14 protein-coding genes are annotated in these 18,910 nt (G+C 60.1%); 6 read left to right on the forward strand and 8 right to left on the reverse strand.

Annotated elements, in window-relative coordinates; genetic code table 11:
• The first annotated feature begins 12 nt into the window (after window positions 1-12).
• The gene (locus LJD17_RS02330) at window positions 13-2,454 is read left to right on the forward strand and encodes a putative bifunctional diguanylate cyclase/phosphodiesterase (protein WP_227382392.1); all 2,442 of its coding nucleotides are present in this window, start codon (window positions 13-15) and stop codon (window positions 2,452-2,454) included.
• A gap of 66 nt (window positions 2,455-2,520) precedes the next feature.
• Here LJD17_RS02330 and LJD17_RS02335 read toward each other — a convergent pair whose 3' ends face one another.
• A complete protein-coding gene (locus tag LJD17_RS02335) occupies window positions 2,521-4,248 on the reverse strand; it encodes a catalase (RefSeq protein WP_264478225.1) in 1,728 nt (575 codons plus the stop codon).
• A gap of 389 nt (window positions 4,249-4,637) precedes the next feature.
• On the opposite strand from LJD17_RS02335, the gene LJD17_RS02340 reads away from it, so the two are divergent.
• The 3 genes from LJD17_RS02340 to LJD17_RS02350 all read left to right on the forward strand — a co-directional run bounded on the left by LJD17_RS02340 (window position 4,638) and on the right by LJD17_RS02350 (window position 7,921).
• On the forward strand, window positions 4,638-5,108 hold the full coding sequence (locus LJD17_RS02340; protein WP_227382394.1) for a hypothetical protein: 471 nt from the start codon (window positions 4,638-4,640) through the stop codon (window positions 5,106-5,108).
• Between the two features lie 88 nt (window positions 5,109-5,196).
• A complete protein-coding gene (locus LJD17_RS02345) occupies window positions 5,197-7,455 on the forward strand; it encodes a hypothetical protein (RefSeq protein ID WP_227382396.1) in 2,259 nt (752 codons plus the stop codon).
• A gap of 61 nt (window positions 7,456-7,516) precedes the next feature.
• Entirely contained in the window at window positions 7,517-7,921 is a 405-nt protein-coding gene (locus tag LJD17_RS02350) for an integron (RefSeq protein ID WP_227382398.1), read from the forward strand.
• A gap of 115 nt (window positions 7,922-8,036) precedes the next feature.
• Here LJD17_RS02350 and LJD17_RS24195 read toward each other — a convergent pair whose 3' ends face one another.
• From LJD17_RS24195 to LJD17_RS02385, 6 genes are all read right to left on the reverse strand, one after another.
• Complete coding sequence (locus LJD17_RS24195; RefSeq protein WP_319799663.1) at window positions 8,037-11,189, reverse strand: autotransporter outer membrane beta-barrel domain-containing protein; 3,153 nt, start codon at window positions 11,187-11,189, stop codon at window positions 8,037-8,039.
• 233 nt (window positions 11,190-11,422) lie between these two features.
• The gene (locus LJD17_RS02365) at window positions 11,423-11,743 is read right to left on the reverse strand and encodes a hypothetical protein (RefSeq protein ID WP_227382400.1); all 321 of its coding nucleotides are present in this window, start codon (window positions 11,741-11,743) and stop codon (window positions 11,423-11,425) included.
• 88 nt (window positions 11,744-11,831) lie between these two features.
• Window positions 11,832-13,250 carry an NAD-dependent succinate-semialdehyde dehydrogenase gene (locus LJD17_RS02370; RefSeq protein WP_227382402.1) on the reverse strand — a complete coding sequence of 473 codons (1,419 nt, stop codon included), beginning with the start codon at window positions 13,248-13,250 and terminating at the stop codon, window positions 11,832-11,834.
• Between the two features lie 123 nt (window positions 13,251-13,373).
• Window positions 13,374-14,216, reverse strand: a complete 843-nt coding sequence (locus tag LJD17_RS02375) for a universal stress protein (protein WP_227382404.1) — start codon at window positions 14,214-14,216, stop codon at window positions 13,374-13,376.
• Window positions 14,217-14,355: 139 nt separating this feature from the next.
• The gene (locus tag LJD17_RS02380) at window positions 14,356-15,573 is read right to left on the reverse strand and encodes an adenylate/guanylate cyclase domain-containing protein (protein ID WP_227382406.1); all 1,218 of its coding nucleotides are present in this window, start codon (window positions 15,571-15,573) and stop codon (window positions 14,356-14,358) included.
• Window positions 15,574-15,812: 239 nt separating this feature from the next.
• Window positions 15,813-16,517: a winged helix-turn-helix transcriptional regulator gene (locus LJD17_RS02385; protein WP_227382408.1), complete on the reverse strand. Its 705-nt coding sequence runs from the start codon at window positions 16,515-16,517 to the stop codon at window positions 15,813-15,815.
• A 57-nt stretch (window positions 16,518-16,574) separates the two neighbouring features.
• On the opposite strand from LJD17_RS02385, the gene LJD17_RS02390 reads away from it, so the two are divergent.
• Together LJD17_RS02390 and LJD17_RS02395 are read left to right on the forward strand one after the other, a co-directional pair.
• Window positions 16,575-17,006: a VOC family protein gene (locus LJD17_RS02390; protein ID WP_227382410.1), complete on the forward strand. Its 432-nt coding sequence runs from the start codon at window positions 16,575-16,577 to the stop codon at window positions 17,004-17,006.
• Window positions 17,007-17,033: 27 nt separating this feature from the next.
• A complete protein-coding gene (locus LJD17_RS02395; protein WP_227382412.1) occupies window positions 17,034-17,510 on the forward strand; it encodes an SRPBCC family protein in 477 nt (158 codons plus the stop codon).
• A gap of 91 nt (window positions 17,511-17,601) precedes the next feature.
• Here the strand turns inward: LJD17_RS02395 and LJD17_RS02400 are convergent, their stop codons facing one another.
• Complete coding sequence (locus tag LJD17_RS02400) at window positions 17,602-18,867, reverse strand: methyl-accepting chemotaxis protein (RefSeq protein ID WP_227382414.1); 1,266 nt, start codon at window positions 18,865-18,867, stop codon at window positions 17,602-17,604.
• Window positions 18,868-18,910: the final 43 nt, after the last annotated feature.

The raw sequence follows: 18,910 nt of genomic DNA on the forward strand, positions 1-18,910 counted from the left end.
CTGGCATACTCCATGAGCTTCGACGGACCGTCGTTGTCGTTGCGAATACTCAAGGCCGCCCTTGCCATCGTCATCGGCTGCTTTCTGCTCTCTGCAGCCTATATTTCCAGCTTGGTGGTAGAGCGTCAGGAAGCGCTGAAACAGGTTTCCCGCTACAACACGTCCTGGCTCGCCAGCCAGGCCGTATCCGAGTTCACCCGTCTCGAACAGCGTCTCAGCGAGTTCAATACGCCCGACAGCAATGTGGACAGCAGCGAAGTGGAGCTGCGCTTCGACATTCTGGTCAGCCGCGCCAAACTCCTCACCGATGGCGAATTCGAGGATTTCGTCGCGCGGGATCCCGAGCGGCAAGAAACGGTTCGTCTTCTCCGAGAGACGTTGGCGGGCGCGCAGCCGCTCATCCAGCGCCTGAACGATCCGGGAAACGCCCGTAAAGCGCTCGATCTTCTGCGACCCCTCGAAACAAAGGTCACGGCGCTGGCATCCGCAGCCAATCATTACGGGGCCCAGAGAGTCACGGAAGACCAGCATGAACTGATCCGCCTGCACTGGCTGTTCTCCAGCTTGGCGGCAGGTCTCATCGTCTGCGGGTTCATTCTTCTGGGGTTGCTGGGATGGCACAATCGGCTTCTGACTCGGGCGCATCATGACCTGCGCTTTCTCGCGGACAACCTGCAGCGGACATCCGAGGAGCTGAAGAAAGCCAACAAGGCTTTGGGCAACGCCTACGCGGAGCTTCAGCATCAGAACGGGGTCCTGCAGATCCAGGAGATCGAGCTCCGGACGCAGAACGAGCGCTTCAATGCGGCGCTCAACAACATGTCACACGGCCTGTGCATGGTGGACGGCACGGGCCATATCATCGTGTTCAATGCCCGGTTCGCAGATCTGTTCGAGCTGGAGAGCTCGGTTCAACCCGGCGCGACCCTCAACGAGCTGATCGCCTATGCGGACGCTCGCGGACGCGAGGGAGCGGCGGCTCTGCGGCAGATCTGCGCCGAGCAGCACGAGCTCATTCAGAACCGACGCAGCGCGACCTTTATCCAAGGGCAGCCCGGCGGACGAACGATCGCCGTCTCCCATCAGCCGATGAATGACGGCGGCTGGGTGGCCACGTACGAAGACATCACGGAGCGTCGGCAGGCGGAAACGCAGATCGCCTATATGGCCCATCACGATGCCCTGACGGACCTCGCCAACCGGGTCCTCTTCCGCGAACAGATGGAGCGGGCGCTTGCCCACTCGCACCGTCACGACACTCACGTGGCCGTCCTCTGTCTCGATCTCGACCGCTTCAAGGACGTGAACGATACGCTCGGGCACGAGACCGGAGATGCCCTGCTCAAGCTCGTGGCGCGGCGCCTTCAGGCCTGCGTTCGCGAGGAGGATGTGGTGGCCCGTCTCGGGGGCGATGAATTCGCCATCCTGCAACTCTCCATTCATGAGCCGCACGAAAGCGCCGTCCTGGCGGCGCGGATCGTCGAGTCCCTTGGAGAGCCTTACGATATCGCCGGCCAGGAAATCGTGATCGGCACCAGCGTCGGAATCGCGCTGTCCGAAGGCGATCCCACACCGGATCAGCTTCTCAAACATGCCGACCTTGCGCTCTACCGGGCGAAGTCGGGCGGCCGCGGAACGTTTCGCTTCTTCGAGCCTGAGATGGATGCGCAGCTCCAGGCTCGGCGCGCGCTGGAGGTCGATCTCCGAAAGGCCTTGGCCAACAGCGAATTCGAGCTCTTTTATCAGCCACAGGTCGATATCCGCAAAAAGGAGATCACCGGCTACGAGGCCCTGCTGCGCTGGCGCCACCCGGAGCGCGGGATTGTTTCGCCCGCGGAGTTCATTCCCGTTGCCGAGGATATCGGACTGATTTCGCCGCTTGGGGAGTGGGTGATCCACGAGGCAAGCCGCGAGGCCGTCAATTGGCCCGCCAGCGTCAAGGTGGCCGTCAACCTGTCGCCCGTCCAGTTCCGCAACAAGAACCTCGTTCAATGCGTGAAAAACGCCCTGGCTGAATCGACCCTTTGTCCGAGCCGTCTCGAGCTGGAGATCACCGAGTCTGTCCTGCTTCAGGATAACGACACGACCCTTGCGACCCTGCATCAGTTGCGCAAGCTCGGCGTCCGAATCGCCATGGACGATTTCGGTACCGGCTATTCATCCCTCAGCTATCTCCGCAGTTTTCCGTTCGACAAGATCAAGATCGACCAATCCTTCGTCCAAGGGCTATCGTCGCGTGCCGATTGTCTGGCCATTGTCCAATCGATCGCGGGCCTCGGGGCCAATCTCGGCATGAGCACCGTGGCAGAGGGCGTAGAGACGGAGGATCAGCTCGTGCAACTGCGCGCTGCGGGTTGCACGGAGGTCCAGGGCTACTACTTCGGACGCCCCAAGCCGGCCCATGAACTCGTTCATACGCTTGAGGTGTTTCAGCCGACCCGGGCATTCGGCTGAGCCTGCGCCGGCAATAGCGCGGAGCACCGATTCCCCATCGCTCCGCGCTATCGATGAATTGCGCTTCTATTCGGCGGCTTGTCCGATCGCGCCGTTGGCCGGAACATTCTTCATGCCGTTGAGAACCTCTTCGGCCGTCGCTTTGTGATTCTTCACGGAGCTCGTCCACTGGCCCCACACGGACGGGTCAATCTTGTCCCCATTGCGTCCAAGGTGTTGAAGGCGACGTTCGTCTTCTGCCGTCAGAACCTGCTTGGGCAACGGCTTCAGGTGGCGAACATCTGCCGCCGTCAGGCCGATCATGGTCCCCACGCGACTGCCGTAATCGTCATGAATCAGGAACAGGTGCCAGAGCATGCGCTCTTGAACGTCGCGCTCACACTGTCCCAGCAGCGTTCCCATATTGTGAACGAGATCGTCGCGCTCCCAGTCCATCATCGTGCAGTAGCGGCCGCGGGCCTGGACATAGTCATTCCGCCGATCGATGACGCTGCGCGTCAGGCGCCCGTGGACTTCCGGCGGGTTGTTCGGCTCCTCGCGTGGGGATTCATGAAGTCCTTGATGAACCGAAGGCTCGTAATTCACATGCGGGTTCTGTCCAGCCGCCAGGTCACGCCGGAACGACATCTGGCCACCGTTCAGGTTCGTCGCCACTTGGGCGTTTTTGGCTTGATTGACCGGGAGCTGAAGGTAGTTCGTACCGACCCGGTAACGCTGAGTATCGGAATAGGAGAAAGTCCGGCCGACCAGCATCTTGTCGTCGGAGAAATCAAGGCCGTCGACGAGGACGCCGGTTCCCATGGCGATCTGCTCGTTTTCGTTGAAGTGATCGTCGACATTCCGGTTCAGGGTCATGACACCCACGTGCCGAAGCGGAAAGTCCTTCTCGGGCCAGATCTTCGTGTCGTCGAGGGGATCCCACTCGAGTTCGGGATGATCGTGATCTTCCATGATCTGGACATAGACGTCCCACTGCGGGTACTCGCCGCGCTCGATCGCTTCGTAAAGATCCTTGGAGGCGGATCCCAGGTCTTGGCCTTGCACCTTCGCTGCTTCCTCCGCCGTCAGGCTGGCAATGCCGCAGCGAGGATGGAAATGATACTTCACGAGTACCGTTTCACCTTGGGCGTTGACCATCTTGTAGGTGTTGACCCCAAACCCTTCCATATGCCGGTAGCTTGCCGGAATGCCCCGCGGGCTGAACAGGTGCGTCAGCATATGCATGGATTCGGGCGTCTGACTCATGAAGTCGAAGATCCGGTTCGGCTCCTGGCGGAATGTGACCGGGTCCGGCTTGAGGGAGTGGATCACGTCCGGAAACTTGATGGCATCCCGGATGAAGAAGATCGCCAGATTGTTGCCGACGAGATCCCAGTTTCCATCCTCAGTGTAGAACTTTACCGCAAAGCCCCTTGGATCGCGGGCGACTTCGGACGAATCCCGACCGCCGATCACGGTTGAAAAGCGAATGGCCAGGGGAGTCTTCTTGCCCGCCTCCTGGAACAGCTTGGCGCGTGTATATTTCGAGGCCGGTTCCTCGCCGATCTTGCCGGTCGCTTCCAGTTCGCCATAGCAGACGAAGCCCCGGGCATGGACGACCCGTTCCGGGATGCGTTCCCGATCGAAGTGCGTGATCTTTTCCAGAAACTGGTAGTTCTCGAGTGTCGCCGGACCACGGTTGCCCACCGTTCTCTGGGATTGGTTGTTCGTGATCGGATGGCCTTGCCGATTTGTCAGAACCTGATCCGACGTTACCCCCTTGCGTGGTTCGGAACCGGTCGATTTCTTGTCCATGGCGCTCTCCCGTGATGCTGCAGCCGATTGGTGCTTTCGTGCCAACACTCGGGAAACATCATGGTTCGCTTGGCGGCTAAAATGTGATGGAGGAAGGCGCAGCGGGAGATCGGCGTCGTTTGTTATTGAGTTGCTCCCTCGCCGACCCTGCGCAAGGCGTCCAGGTTCTTCAACAAGGGTGCTTTCAGTAGGTAGATTTTCTCAGAAATCGCGCGTTTCGGTGTGCAATTTGCAGATTACTGAAGCAAACACTTGAATATTCACCGCCAAGTTTACTTTGCTGATACTCATGTCTTGAGCCAGACGATGCCCTGTGGGATTGTGGCGGAACTTAGGCATTCGCCTTCTGCAAAGCCTCCGTCCCTCCATCCAGATCGTGTTCTTGTTTCATGTCGCCTTCGCGTTTCTATGTTCCTGTCTCCCTTCTTGTCGGTCTGTTCGCCATAGCCGATCCGGCAACGGCTCAGAAACTCGATGGCGTCAAGGTCATGATGCATGCCGCCGGCTCTTGCAGTCAGTTCAGCATCGGGGCCGCCAAATTCACCTGTAAGGGGTTCGTGTATTCGAGCCATGCAAACGGCAGGATCGCCTTTACGGTGCCGACCGGACAGGGAGCCATCACGCTCTCCGGGAGCAAGGACAGCCAACTCGAACCCACAACCTATACTCTGATGATCGATACCGTCCGGGCCGGTTTTCAAGGCGGGATCAACAACTACGACGCCAAAGGCTCCTGCACGATGCGCGTCTCTGTGGACGGGAAATTCGTTCACTCGCTCAAGTGCAGGGCAACAAACGGCATCGATTCCATATCACTCGACTTCAAAGGCAACGGAACGCCTGTCGAGAAGATGATCTGACGGAATCTGATCCGAGATTTCCCGCTCGCTCTTTCGGCCGCCTCTCGGAGACCGACATCAAGCAGCTTTGACAACAGCCTGAAGAAAAATGAAAAAAACCATACTGACCAGCATCACGCTCTGCACGCTACTGTCGCTCTCGGCTGCAGCAATGGCGCACGGATTCGAAGAGCAGGATGTCCTTCCCGACAAGACGCATATTCTTCGCTACTATTATAACTGCAAGGGACGTGTCGCCCCGCTGAACGTCAAAGCAGACCGCGGGTTTGTCCGGACGGAAAAATCGACCCGTTTCATCTGCGGCAATCCGGATCAGCCCGTAATCCAGATCACCTATCTCAGTCCGGAAGGTTTTCGCGGGGCGGACACGGTTCGATATTATCTGCAGGGTCGGCTGGACCAGATCGATCGGGTCAATGTCGGGTCGAAAAGAACGGCTCGCCTGGTCGGATCGGAGGAAACGCTTCAGGTGACTTCGGACCAGGAGAGGATCGTCTATCGGATCTTCAATTGTAACGGGAAGATCGCAGATCCATCGGTCACTGTGCAGCGCGGCTTCGTCACGGTCAGGGACGGCACGACCGAGGCCTGCGGTCGATACAATCAGCCATCCAGGAACGTCGTCTACCGGAGCGCGAGCAACTTCGTCGGCGCTGATCGTATCGTTATCAAGACGGACTTTGCGCCACCCGTCACATTGCCGGTCGAGGTGAGTGGCGGCAGCCCGGCGACATCGGAAGGCAAGGATACGGTCGCGCGCCGAGCGCCGGAGCCCAGCGCGCCTGTCTCCCAACCCGAGAATGTCCCGGAAGAGCGTTCTCTGCCGGCGACGAGCGGCGACCAGCGCTGGATCGTCTTCGCAAGCCGTCAGAGCTTCGAGGATGCGAAGAAATTCGCGAAGGGCTTGTCGGCGGACATCAAAGACGTCCGCGTCGTTCGGGCCCAGAACGGATGGTTTGCGATTGTTGCCGGGCCTTTGGAGCAACAGATCGCGCTCAAGACCCTCAAAAGCCTCAAGGACAACTATACCATCCCTCAGGATTCGAAGCTCACGAAGGGTGAAACCTATACGGGCCTCGTCTGGAACGGTCCGAACTTCCTGGAAGCATCGCTTGCCTACAGCGGAAATCCAACGAAGCTTGTCTGGCGCGATCTGGAAATCAAGGTGGATTCCGTCCAGGGCAGCGATGCGGATTCCAAGACGCCCGTTGCTTACGGGTCGATCAACGGGCAGCGCGTCTTCACCATCAAGCTCGACCAGGTCGAGGTCGCTGAACCGAAAGCCCAGCTCCGGCTTCTTTGGCTCGATCGGACCAGTCCCTATCCGCAGGTCATGTTCACATCCTATTGGGGCGGCGCTCATTGCTGCACAGTGACGGCTTTCGCCAATGCGCGTGATAAGAAAGACTGGCAGGTCACACATGTCGATCCACTCGACGGCGATGGTTTTGCCGTTGAGGATGCTCTTGATCAGGGGACGCCGGTCATCATCGGTTGGGACAACCGGTTTCTCTATCGTTTCGGATCCTATGCGGGATCCATATCTCCCATGCAGATCCAGGAGTTTCGAGGTGGCAAGCTTCAGGATGTGACGCGGGATCCCCGATACGCGTTCCTCCTGCGGCGCCAACTTGGCGACATTGAGAAGGATCTCGACTGGTCGGACCCTGACTTTGAGCGCAACAGCTATCTGGCCGGATGGGTCGCCGTGAAGGCGCTCCTTGGAGAGGAGGACGTCGCATGGGCGGAAATGCTCAAACGTTACGACCGAAGCTCTACCAACGGCCTTGAGGGTTGCAGGATCGAACTGCGAAACGGTGCCTCGTGTCCGCCCGATAAGGTCTTGAAGCAAACCTATCCTGACGCTTTGAGAGACTTCCTCTCGAAGGCCGGTTATCTCACGAAGGTCGATGCTTCTCCTGCGCGCGTTCCGTCGGATGAGCGCACCTGGGAATACCTCAAGGAAGGTCAGACTGTCGTCTTCGGCGTTCCGGAAAGCGACAGCGTCACGGCCCGGTTGACTTGCGTCGACAAGGGGCAGGCTCAGATCGAAATGGAATATTCGACAGAGGCGAAGGAAAAATATCGGGACGGCCAGCCCCTGAAGTTGAAAGTCGACAAGGCCGGGTCGATCCTCGAGATTGAAGGGCAGCTGAAGAAACACACCTTTGGCGACGAATTCATGGGCTGGAACTTCGATGCGAAAATTCCAGCCAGTCATTCGCTCTTCGAATTCATGAAGGTCGGCGGAACCTTGAAGATCGGAGCAGAGCCACCCTATGAGCTGCCGCTCGCCGGAGCGGGGAGGGCGGTGGAGGAATGGCAGTTCGCATGCCAGCGCAAGTAAGGTTGAACCTCACTCGCTTCGTGAGCATCACATCCAGGTCGATTTCATGAAATCCAGCCCAATGAAATTCGCAGGTGCGGCCAGTGTCCTCTTCCTGTGCGCCTCGGTCGCGCAGGCGCAGAATCTCGGACGGATCGACGTACCCATCGTCATAGGAGGCAATGACGAGTTCGACGCATGCTATGGCACCGGCGTCATTGTCGGGCTCGATCCCAAAGGAGACGGATTCCTGTCCGTGAGAAGTGGCCCAGGAGGTAAGCCCTATCGGGAGATTGATCGGCGCTACAATGGCCAGCAGGTCCAATTGTGCACCGATCATGGGCCCTGGATCGCAATCGTCTATGATCCGTCTGGACGCCTGGAAGCCTGCGGCGTTCGCTCCCCTTGGCCGGTGAAGCAGTCTTACACGGGACCTTGCCGGTACGGCTGGGTTCACTCCCGCTATGTCAAGCTCACTTCCGGCTAGGCGCATCTTGCGCGGAGCATGAGCCTCACCGACAATTTTCCCTGCCGGTGAGGCCGTATCATGAATCGCCTAGAACGGCCCGATCAGGTTCAAAAGAGAGACTGGCGCCACCAGATCAGCGTGTCTCGAACTTCCACACGAAGTTGCCTTTGATCGCATGCTCCTGGGCTTTGCTCCCAATCTGGCCGCTGTAGGAAACACCCAGCATGATCGCATCGGACGGCTGCCATTCCAGGCCAGCTTCCGCAACCAAGGCATTCCGGTCCAGGGGAGTGCCCGAGACGGTAAACGCGGATGCTCCGTCTCGGAATGCGAGGAGCGCTTCCGGCTCGATATCGCCGAAGGCGTGGCGCCATCCAAGCAATCCCCGGACGGTCAGGGGAATGTCCCGGCTCAATCGCGCCTCTGCGCGCAAGCCCAGCGTCGTGCTGCCGAGATCGTGGCTCCGTGCATAGCCCGCTAATGCGGCCGCACCGCCACTTTCCACAAAACCGTCGGTACGGAGCCGGAGGATGGAAGCGCCCAGGAAAGGCTCGATTTCAGCTCCGGCAAAAGCGAACCGATAGCCGACCTCCCCAAAAGCCTGGAGGGTTGATCCGTTGTAGGATGCACCGGTTGCATCGGCAAAGCCCGGGAAAGTGATGGTGCGGTTGGTGTCGATGTCATGTCCCGCATAGGCGGCGCCGAGACGCAGCGTGATGGCCCCCCAGTTAGCGGAGCCGTAAAGCGCTCCGAAGACGCTTTCATTGGACCCTGAGGACAGGAGAGAATCGACATCGAACGATGTATGGGTGTAGCCACCGGCAAGGCCGAGGCGAATGCCATCCGAAACACGCGCATCGGCGCCGAGAATGAAGCCTCCGGTCGAAGAGTCGAGGCCGGCCGTATAGGCGCTCGACCGAATTTTCCCCCAGGATCCGAATCCTTCACCCCACAACGCGAAACGGCGCGGATCGAGAGACGGATAAGGAACATTGGCGATGGCCATGGCACGGCCTGGCCGGTCTGCCGCATAGGCCGCAGGGACCTGGGTCGTCCCGGAGAGGAGCGGCGCCCGCATGCGGCCGAGCAGAGCATCCTGGACGATACGCGCATCCCCATAGGCCGCGGAGACGGCAGAGGCGTGTGCTTCGCCGGACAGAAGATCGAAGGCCCGGTCCGCGGACGCGGCATCAAGCTGGAGAATAGCCTCGTCCAGCCGGCTGTTCGTTCCGAGAGCTTCGATGGCGTTCGCCACGTCTTTCTCTCCGGGCGTTGATTCCGCATCGGCAAAGGATGTCTGGTTCCGCTCAAAGCTCACGGTCACGCTGTTGCCCGAATAGCGGAGCCGCGGATCCAGGAAGGCCGACACGCTGTTTGAGCGCACCGTTCCGAAGAGCCCGGTCGTTCCTCCTGCCGAACTCACGATCTCCATTTGAGTGCCGACGGGGGCTATTCCATTGACAAGAACCAGATCGACGGCACCTCCAGACATTGTGGTTACACCGCCGACGACGAGACGGTCATGCTGGCCCTGAGCGTTGGCGTCGACCCGGTAGGTCGATGTCGGCAGAAGCGTTGCGTTGCCCGCAACGGTCATCGTTCCGAATGTCCCGCCTGCCGCTCCACCGGGTTCCAACGTTCCTGCGAGCGTAAGCGGGGCCTGGATCACCCCGGTCCCCCGCAAGGTCGCCGATGGTCCGATGGCCATTGCCGAGGCAACGGAGCCATTGAGTGTCAGAACGCCGCCAAGAATGTTCGTCCCGCCCGCATAGGTGTTCTGGCCCGTGAGAACCAAGTTGCCGTCACCGCGCTTCACGAGACCGCCCGTGCCGACGATGTCGTTGGACCATACGGAATCGTAGCCTTTCGTGTTCACGTCGAACGTCTGGGCAAAACCCTCAGCGCCGAACTCTCGAGGTCCCTTTACGGCTCGCCCAAGATTGAGCAGGCCACGGCCGTAAATTTCCTTTGGGCCGATGTTGTCCGTTGTGGTCAGCATCACCTCGATGATCTGGCGAGCGCTCATGTAGGGGAACGCTTCGCGCAGCACCGCCGCCGCACCTGCGACGACGGGGGCGGCCATCGAGGTTCCGACCATCGTTTGATAGGTGCTGAACGGATAGGTGGAGAGGATTTCGTAATAATCCTTGCTTTGACCGGAGCGAGCGTGATCGCCGCCGGGAGCTGCAAGGCACCAGAGGAAAGTCACGCCGCAGCGATTGCTGTAGCTTGCGATCTGATTATTGCGATCCGTCGAAACAACGGCGATCAAGGCTCCCTGCAGATCGGAAAAGTCGAGATTCGCGTATGCCGGATCGTTGGGGTCGGCATAGATGTATGTGGCAGGGTTGGTCGGGTCCGTACCCCCGGTGACGAAGGTGTAGGCGCCGGCCCTCGTGTTTTCCGGGCGGATATAAGGAAAGAAGCCGATGCCATCCGGGCTGCCTGAGGCAATGGGCTGTTCCTGAAAGGCATTTCCCGCCGCAAAGACAAGAACAATGTCCGCATCCGCTGCCGTCTTCACGGCATCGTATTCAGCCCGAAGCGTCGGCCCCACGATCAGCTTGTCGGCCGTCACCACATAATGGGGATTTTGATAATAGTTGCCGGATGCGTCCTTGAGCCAGCGGGGTGGCAGGGGATTAGGGCCATAGCTGCCGTTGACCACCTTCGCGCCAGCCGTAGCCGCATAGTGAAGCGCGCTGATGGTCGGGTCCTCGCTGTCATCGTTTGTTGCAACTTCGATGGCCCGCAAGGGCAGGATCGTTGCGTTGTATGCGACACCCTGAGTTCCAACGCCGTTTCGTCCGGCGCCGATGATACCGGCCACATGCGTCCCGTGGCCCGCAATCGCTCCGTCCTCTTCCAGATCCGACATGAAACCCGGAGGTTCGCCCGCCGCGAACGAGCGCAGAAGCGGAGAAATCCTTCCGGCAAATTCCGGATGCGCGACATCAAGGCCGGTATCGATCACGCCAACGACGACGCCTTTGCCCGTGAAGCCCATGGCGTAAGCGTCCGCCGCATTGATCTTCCCGAGATACCAGGACCGGTTGTATTCATCCGTCTGGAAGGACGCTGCTACCGTGGCGTTGATTCCTGGCGCAAAGGCTTCCGTGGGAGAGCCATTCCGTATTGCGGGAGCCGGCTTGTATCCATGGCCCGAGGCCGCGGAGAGAACACCGAACTGCTCTTCGACAAAGCTTGGCAGACGTAAGCCTGCGACATCAGCTGCCGACGCAAGGGAGAGACTCGTCAACAGGCCCAGCGATGCGGTGCTGGCCATCAGGCTCGCAGTAAGCAACCGCGGCCGCGTGAATCGGATAGGATTAACGGCGAAGAAACGCCGAAAGGAAAAAACTGTCATGATGCCCCAAGTCTGACGCGTCTTGTTCGACGTCGTATTGAGGGGCAGACTAAGAATTCAACTTTCGGCGTCTAGCGCTTTGCTTGAGCAAACTCGTCGTTTTTACGGCCTGTTACCTTAAGGCAACTGCGAATAATATGACAGGCGATACTCTATCCAAGGGGCCGAAAGCTACGGCTATCCTTTCGGGCCACGGGAACTTGCCTCTTGTGCACGACTGCCCGGGAGGCGGATGAACGTTTGACGGCCACCTTCCTGTAGGCTCGCGTATTCCGCACACGCGGACGCTCGGCTGACGCTCCGACGACACCGCCGATCACTCCACCCACGGCAGCCCCGATCGGCCCGCCGACGACGGCTCCGGCAAGGGCCCCGGTTCCTGCACCGGCTGCGGTAGCCGCTTGCGCCATGGCTGGAGCGGGATGCAAGGCAAAAGCCGACAGGATAATGAACGGCAAGGCTAGGAGACGCATCAACATTCCTCCGAGAACATCCCGGCGGGAACGCCCCTGAAACGGATGGGTTCCGGAAACCGTCCCAGAAACCATGACGGCGAAGGCGTTACGGGAAAACCGCAACGCTCTTGATGTTCACGAACTCATGGATCCCGAAATCCGAGCATTCACGCCCGTAGCCGCTGTCCTTGACACCCCCAAAGGGCATGCGGGGGTCGGAGCGGACATTGCCGTTCACGAAGCTCATCCCGGCTTCCAGGAACTCGGCGGCTATGCGCTCGCCACGGGCAAGATCGCTCGTCAGAACGCCGGATCCAAGGCCGAAGCGCGCGCCATTCGCAATACGGATGGCCTCGCTCTCGTCCCTGGCCTCTATGACGGCCGCGACAGGGCCGAAGACTTCGTCGTCATAGGCCGGCATTCCAGGGCGCACGTCGGTCAGGACTGTCGGCGGGTACCAGGCTCCAGGACGCTCAGGAACTTCGCCGCCCGTCAGCAAGCGAGCGCCACGTTCGATGCTGCGGCGGACCTGATCATGAATCTGATCCCGAGCCTTGACGCTTTCCATCGGCCCGAGCTTGCTGTCGGCGCTGCGAGGATCGCCCATCGTGTAGCGCTCCATCTCGGTCACGAGCGCGCGCTCGAAGGCTTCCCGCACGAGCTGCACGACAATAAACCGCTTGCCGGCAATGCAACTCTGGCCGCCATTCACCATTCGGGCTGTGGCGCAGACCTGCGCGGCCTTTGCGATATCGGCATCTTCCAACACCAGGTAGGCGTCGGATCCTCCGAGTTCGAGAACGCTTTTCTTGAGTGCGGCGCCTGCCGCGGCGGCGACGCGCCGTCCGGCCTCGACGCTCCCCGTCAACGTGACGGCCGCGATGGCCTGATCATCGATAAGGGGCTGAACGCTCCCACTCGGTATCAGAAGGGCGCGGAACACATTCTCCGGAAATCCAGCCTCGCGAAAGACACTCTCGATGGCCAGGGCGCATCCCGGAACATTGCTGGCATGTTTCAAGACGGCCGTGTTGCCGGCCATCAGAGTTGGCGCCGCAAACCGAAAAACTTGCCAGAACGGGAAGTTCCACGGCATGACGGCGAGAACGGTGCCGATCGGGTTGAACGTCACGAAGGCCTTATGCCCGTCAAGGTCGACAGGGCGACGAGCCAGGAAAGTCTCGGCATGGTCGGCAAAATAATCGCAGTTGAACGCACATTTCTCGATTTCGCTGCGCCCATCCGCGGTGAGCTTGCCCATTTCCGCTGTCATCAACTCCGCGAACTCGTCCTTTCGGCGCCGCAGAACCCGAGCCGCCTCCTTCATCAACCGGGCGCGCTCCGTGAAGGAGACGCTGCGCCAATTGTCGAACGCCGCACGAGCCTGCCGGGCAATCTCGAGAGCTTCATCGACATTGTGGCCCTCGTAGCGGCGGCCTGACTGTCCCGTGGCGGGATCCACGGTTTCAAAGCGCGGCTTGTCCACGGATTTGACCGGGCGATCGGACACGGAGCTCTGAGCCATGGGAGGATCCTTTCAAAAGGGGCTCCCCACACCAGGGGAGCCACAGCGCGCGTGACTTCATAAGTCTCGGCATGAAAGCCGGTTCCTCCCCTGCCGCCGGTGGAACGTCTCTGTCTGCGCTCTTTAATGGGCCATCAGAACCGGCAGGTCCGACCTCTCCAGCATATCCCGGCTGGTGCCACCGAGGATCCATTCGCGGACCCGCGAATGGCCATAGCCGCCCATGACGATCAGGTCGGCGGACATGCGGTGAGCGTGGTCGAGGATAATGTCGGAAACAGCGCGTCCGTTGCTTGTGACGAAGTCGACCTCGACCTGGCTGCCGTAGCGGTTGAGATGCCGGGCGATGTCAATGTCCAGGGATGACTTGCCGTCTGGCGTTTTCGGAGGGTCGACCAGAAGAACGCTTGTCCGGGTTGCTTTCTCGATGAAGGGCGCCGCCTCGGCGACCGCGCGGGTCGTCTCCCGGGTGTCACGCCAGGCGACCAGGATCCGTCTGATGGTATCGGGAGGTTGTCGGCCCGGCGGAACGACATAGATGCCGCGCCCGCCTCCGAAAAGCACGGCTTCGAACAGGTCGTCCCACTGGGCGGAACCGCTGTTCTCGTAAGGCCGCTTCGTCACAAAAAGATCCGCGCGTCTGGCTTCCGAAACGACCTGGCCGATCAGTTGTCCGGGTGTCCCGTCCAGGCGGCGAAGCTCGCTGGGGACGGAGAGGCGGGAGAATCGCTCGGACAGGCGCTGCTGCGTGCGGTCACCGGCTCGTCTTGCCTCGTCGTCGAGCTCCGCAACGACACCGGCAGCGGCTGCGCCATCCATCGGGGTCAAAGAGGCCAGATCCGGAAGAACGTTGGTGAAGAGCCCTGTTACGTGAGCCTGGCTCGCGGCGGCGATTGCCTCGCCGTGGGCCAGACGAATCTCATCGTCCGAACTGCCGTCCAGATGAACCAGAACGTCCTTGATCATCTTGTTCTCCATGCGGTTAAGGCGAGGGTCGATCTCATGCCGATCACGCCTGCGTCGGGAGCATTCAATACCAGCTTGGCCGTTCTGTCCTTGATCCTACGCAAGACCTGATCTGATCGTGGCGCATGCCGGATGGCGGCTACCGATCAAGGGCGCTCTCAAGGGTGAAAAGTTCCTGCGAGCGCTTGACCCCGCGCAAGGCGTACCGCCCGACCGAGACGAGCTGATCACGGTCGCTGTCTTCAGCCGCCGCCGCAAATGCCGATGAGACCAGAACATTTCTCTCGACGGAATGGCACAGGGCGGCGATCCGGCTCACCTCGTTGACGGCCGGACCCACAACCGTAAAGTCGAGCCGGTCCCGGCTGCCGATATTGCCATAGAAAACCTCGCCGACGTGCAAACCGAGATAGGCGCTTGTGATGGGCAGCCCCTGCGCCGACCGATGGCGGTTGAGCTCCTCGATCTTCAGCCGCATTGCGCTTTCGGCCATGAGGGCGCGCTGACAGGCAAGGCCCGGGTCCTTGGTCTTGAAGATCGCCAAGGTTCCATCCCCTATGAGCTTCAGCACATCCCCTCCCGCATCGTGAATGGAGGAAATGATCGCCTCGGAATAATCGTTCAGGAACGGGATGATCTGCTCCGGCGCGGAGCTTTCGGCGATCCGCGTGAAGCCATGCAGGTCGCTGAACCAGAGAACGGCTGAAATTCGATCCGTTACGCCCCTGGCGATACGCCCGCTGAGCACCCGCCGCCCGGCATCGCGGCCGAGATAGGTCTCGACGAGAGTCTCGGCGATCCGCGCAAGGGAGCTGCACTTCATGGCAAGCGCCAAGGATGGGACAAGCCGGCGCAGCGCTCCCAGCTCCTGTTCGGAGAAGCCGCCTGGCGCATCGGTGGTCCAGGAGGAAAAGATGCAGTCCATCTCACCGATCACGCCCTGCGCGGCAAAGCGCTGCATGAGCGCGACGTAATCCGTCTGTCCCTGACCATGAAGATCTTGAAGGATGGGAAAATCGCCAGAATGGTCGGGGCCGACTCTGCGGCGAAGCATCTCCTCCCCATTCTGATAGAGGTGGAAATAGGGACTGCGCCGCCACAGCGCCTCAGCTTCGGTGCCTTCGCTGAGACGCCCGTATTCCGACACGGGTTCGAATTCCGCCTGATGAACCCAGCGGAAGACACGTCCTTCAAAAACCGGATGAAGGGTGTCGATGCCCATGTTCGCGCGCCTGATCGGCAAACCGGCTTCCACAAGGCGGCTGCAGAACCCAGGCAGCAGATCCGTTTCGGACATGCCTGAAAGGCCTGCTGCCGTTACCCATTCGACAATGCGGGTCGCCTCTGCAGCATCCATGAAAAGCCTCCCAGGATCATGACGGGATCAGTCGGAGCTGAACGCATCTTGGCCGAGCACTGACGCATATCACAAGAGCGGCGGCCTTATGTGAGCGCGAGATGAAAAAACCAGCTGCTCCCGTGGCACCCCCTTGAAACCTGAAGGATCGACAAGGCTCTCCAAGGGACCGACACGGGATTTTCTGAAACGTTCGATCTCGATTCTATCAAAGACGACCGTGATCGGTCTGCCAAGCCTCAGCCGCCAGGGATCTCCGCCTTGGGAGGCAGCGGAAACAGGGACACGAACCTCTTTGCGAGGGTGCGGTCTCCGTCGATTTGCAGAACACCTTCCGATTCGAGCGCCGAAAGTTCCTGACCCGCATAGATGGCGCGTGCAATGGCCGGGGCGGTGCCCGAAAAGACGAGATCGACATTGTCCAGAGCGGCCCGTTCAATCGCGATTTGTCCCTCGCTGACACGGCCCGCATAGGTTTCTTCCCCAATTCGAAAGCCGACGCGGATATCGCGTCCTCGAGCGCGAGCGGGGTCGATCATTGTCCTCAGGGACAGCATGAGAGACACAGCGCTGAATGGAAGGCTCGGATCGTGGGTGGGCGAGCGAGCAGCCCAGCGCCCCAGCGACTGAAAGATCGGCTCGCTCTGATAGCCCCATTCGGTCAATTCGTAGACCTGAGCTGCCGCCGGCGGGGGAAGCTTGCGCCGAATGACGATGCCGGCCGCCTCCAGGCCTTCGAGACGCTGTGTCAGGACGTTCGCGCTGATGCCGGGGAGATTGGTCCGAAGGTCGCTGAAACGTCTCGGGCCCAACATGAGCTCGCGAATGACCAAGAGGGCCCAGCGCTCGCCGACCAGGTCAAGCGCGTGCGCGGTCGCGCAAGCGTCATCGTAGTGACGTCTGGCATTGTTCTTCGCTTCTTTAGTTATTTTTTCTAACTTCATAGTTGCTATTTATAACTAAATCGGACATAGGTGTCAAACCAACCAGGAGGAACCCCAATGACCAAGATGATTTTCCTGAACCTTCCCGTCAGCGACCTCGCCCGCGCGACGGCCTTCTATCAGGCGGTCGGAGCAACGAAAAATGAACAGTTCTCCGACGACACCGCATCCGGCATGGCTTTCTCCGAAACCATCCACGTGATGCTCCTGACACACGAGAAGTTTCGTCAGTTCACCCCAAAGGACATCGCCGATGCGAAGCGCACCAGCGAAGTGCTGATCTGCCTGTCCGCCGAGAGCCGCGAAGCTGTCGACGATTTGGTGGCCAAAGCAGCGGGAGCAGGGGGCTTGGCCGATCCCGGCCCGAAGCAGGACTACGGCTTCATGTATGGCCGCAGCTTCGAGGATCTCGACGGACATATCTGGGAAGTGATGTGGATGGATCTCGAGGCCTGCAAGCAGGCTCAAGCCGACATGGCGACCGCCTAGCCCTCACGCGAACGGGAGAAACGTCCTATGAGCCATCCTTCAACGACGCACGAGCTTTCGATTACTCGTTTCATTAATGCACCGCCCGAAACGGTCTATCACGTCTGGACGGAGCGCCTTGGTGAATGGTGGGCCCCTCGCCCCTATACGACGCCCGTCGTCGAGCTCGACCTGCGGCCCGGTGGTCGCGGTCTCATGGAAATGGAAGCTCCCGACGGCACGCGTATTCCGAACGAAGGCGTCTTTTTGGAAGTCGATCCCAATCGTAAGATCGTTTTCACCAATGCGTTCACAACGGGCTGGCTTCCGCAGGATCCGTTCATGGTTGCGATCGTCACCTTCGATCCCGAGGGAGACGGCACCCGTTATACCGCGAGGGTCCGTCACTGGAGCGAAGAAGCGCTCAAGCGCCATGAAAGCATGGGCTTCCATGAAGGATGGGGCATTGTCGCGGGCCAGCTCGCGGAGCTTGCGGAAGCTGCGCGCATGACGGCAATCGCATAGGATTTCCGTATGGGAAACCGGCAGGGGAGCGGTCGTCCCAATGATTGAGGAACGGTCCAGCCCCTGTCGGTATCTCCTTATGAAGCAGCCTCTACGCTGCCTTGACCTCGTTGAGGAAGGAATCGACTTCATTCCCGAGTCTGGCGGAATGTCGAGCGAGATCCTGGGCAGCGTTCAGGACTTGAGCCGCCGCCTTGCCGGTATCGCCAGCGCCGCGATGAACTTCGCCGATATTGCCCGTAACGGCTTCAGTGCCTCGGGCTGCCTGCTGAACGTTGCGGGCGATCTCGGACGTGGCCGCACCCTGCTGTTCCATCGCGGCTGCGATCGAGACCGAGATCTGCGACATGTCGCCGATAGTCAGGGCAATTTGTTGAATGTCGGCAACCGCCTGTTCTGTCGCCTGCTGTACAGAACTGATCTGTGTCGAGATCTCCTCGGTTGCCCGGGAGGTCTGGTTCGCGAGCTCCTTGATTTCTGCCGCCACGACCGCAAAGCCTTTGCCTGCTTCACCGGCGCGGGCCGCCTCGATGGTGGCGTTGAGAGCCAGCAGGTTCGTCTGCGCCGCAATGCTGTCGATGAGCGCGATGACGTTTCCAAACTTTTCCGCCGAGACCGCCAGAGTCTGCACGGTGTCGTTGGTTCGGCGGGCATCGGCCACGGCCTGATCGGAAATCTGGGACGAACGCGTCACCTGCGCGGCGATCTCTCGAATCGGGATCGACAATTCCTCCGGTGCCGCAGCGACCGTCTGTACATTGGCAAGCGTTTGCTGGGCGGCGGATGAAACGGACACGGATTGTCCTGCGGTCTGATCCGCAACCTGGGTCATCGTCTGGGCGGTTGCCTCCATCTCCGTTGCCGAAGACGTCAGACCTTGGGTCAGAACGGAGACATTGCGCTCTCCATTGGAAATCATGAGCGCGGCGTCGTCCTGGAATTTCAGCGCAAAGCCAATGCCCTTGTCGCTCAGTGCAAAGTAGCTCTGGACGAGGTCCTTCATCGCGGCAATCGCCGCTTTATCATTGTCGGTACCGGCAAGTTGCGCAAGCGCGTCGAGATCTGCGTTCGCCTGCTTCTTGAAGGCTTCATGCTTGCCCTGTGCCGCCTTGAGCATGTCAGGATCCTGATTCACCAGGATGAATTTTTCCTGGCTCGAGACCTCATTGACCTCCGCGTTGATCGCAAGCGCCGTGCTCAGCCGTGTGGCATCCACATCTACGAGGTGCTGCGTGTTCAGCGCCATGGTCTCGACCCCGGTCTTGGCCATGACGACGAGGCCAATCGTGATCAGCGTGAAGATCGTGACGGGGATCGCCAGCTTCGTGAGGAGGCGCAGGTTATCGAGAAAATACAAGGCACGTCCCAGGAGGAGCGGATTCCCCTAGGGAAATAGACCC

Origin of the sequence: Microvirga rosea, from assembly GCF_020595095.1 — a bacterium.
Classification (GTDB): Bacteria; Pseudomonadota; Alphaproteobacteria; order Rhizobiales; family Beijerinckiaceae; genus Microvirga; species Microvirga rosea.

Bases quoted from the DNA above. Each gene is read 5' to 3' on its own strand.
- LJD17_RS02330 (WP_227382392.1), top strand. From the start codon at position 13: ATGAGCTTCGACGGACCGTCGTTGTCGTTGCGAATACTCAAGGCCGCC.
- LJD17_RS02335 (WP_264478225.1), bottom strand. From the start codon at position 4,248: ATGGACAAGAAATCGACCGGTTCCGAACCACGCAAGGGGGTAACGTCG.
- LJD17_RS02340 (WP_227382394.1), top strand. From the start codon at position 4,638: ATGTCGCCTTCGCGTTTCTATGTTCCTGTCTCCCTTCTTGTCGGTCTG.
- LJD17_RS02345 (WP_227382396.1), top strand. From the start codon at position 5,197: ATGAAAAAAACCATACTGACCAGCATCACGCTCTGCACGCTACTGTCG.
- LJD17_RS02350 (WP_227382398.1), top strand. From the start codon at position 7,517: ATGAAATTCGCAGGTGCGGCCAGTGTCCTCTTCCTGTGCGCCTCGGTC.
- LJD17_RS24195 (WP_319799663.1), bottom strand. From the start codon at position 11,189: ATGGCCAGCACCGCATCGCTGGGCCTGTTGACGAGTCTCTCCCTTGCG.
- LJD17_RS02365 (WP_227382400.1), bottom strand. From the start codon at position 11,743: ATGCGTCTCCTAGCCTTGCCGTTCATTATCCTGTCGGCTTTTGCCTTG.
- LJD17_RS02370 (WP_227382402.1), bottom strand. From the start codon at position 13,250: ATGGCTCAGAGCTCCGTGTCCGATCGCCCGGTCAAATCCGTGGACAAG.
- LJD17_RS02375 (WP_227382404.1), bottom strand. From the start codon at position 14,216: ATGATCAAGGACGTTCTGGTTCATCTGGACGGCAGTTCGGACGATGAG.
- LJD17_RS02380 (WP_227382406.1), bottom strand. From the start codon at position 15,573: ATGGATGCTGCAGAGGCGACCCGCATTGTCGAATGGGTAACGGCAGCA.
- LJD17_RS02385 (WP_227382408.1), bottom strand. From the start codon at position 16,517: ATGAAGTTAGAAAAAATAACTAAAGAAGCGAAGAACAATGCCAGACGT.
- LJD17_RS02390 (WP_227382410.1), top strand. From the start codon at position 16,575: ATGACCAAGATGATTTTCCTGAACCTTCCCGTCAGCGACCTCGCCCGC.
- LJD17_RS02395 (WP_227382412.1), top strand. From the start codon at position 17,034: ATGAGCCATCCTTCAACGACGCACGAGCTTTCGATTACTCGTTTCATT.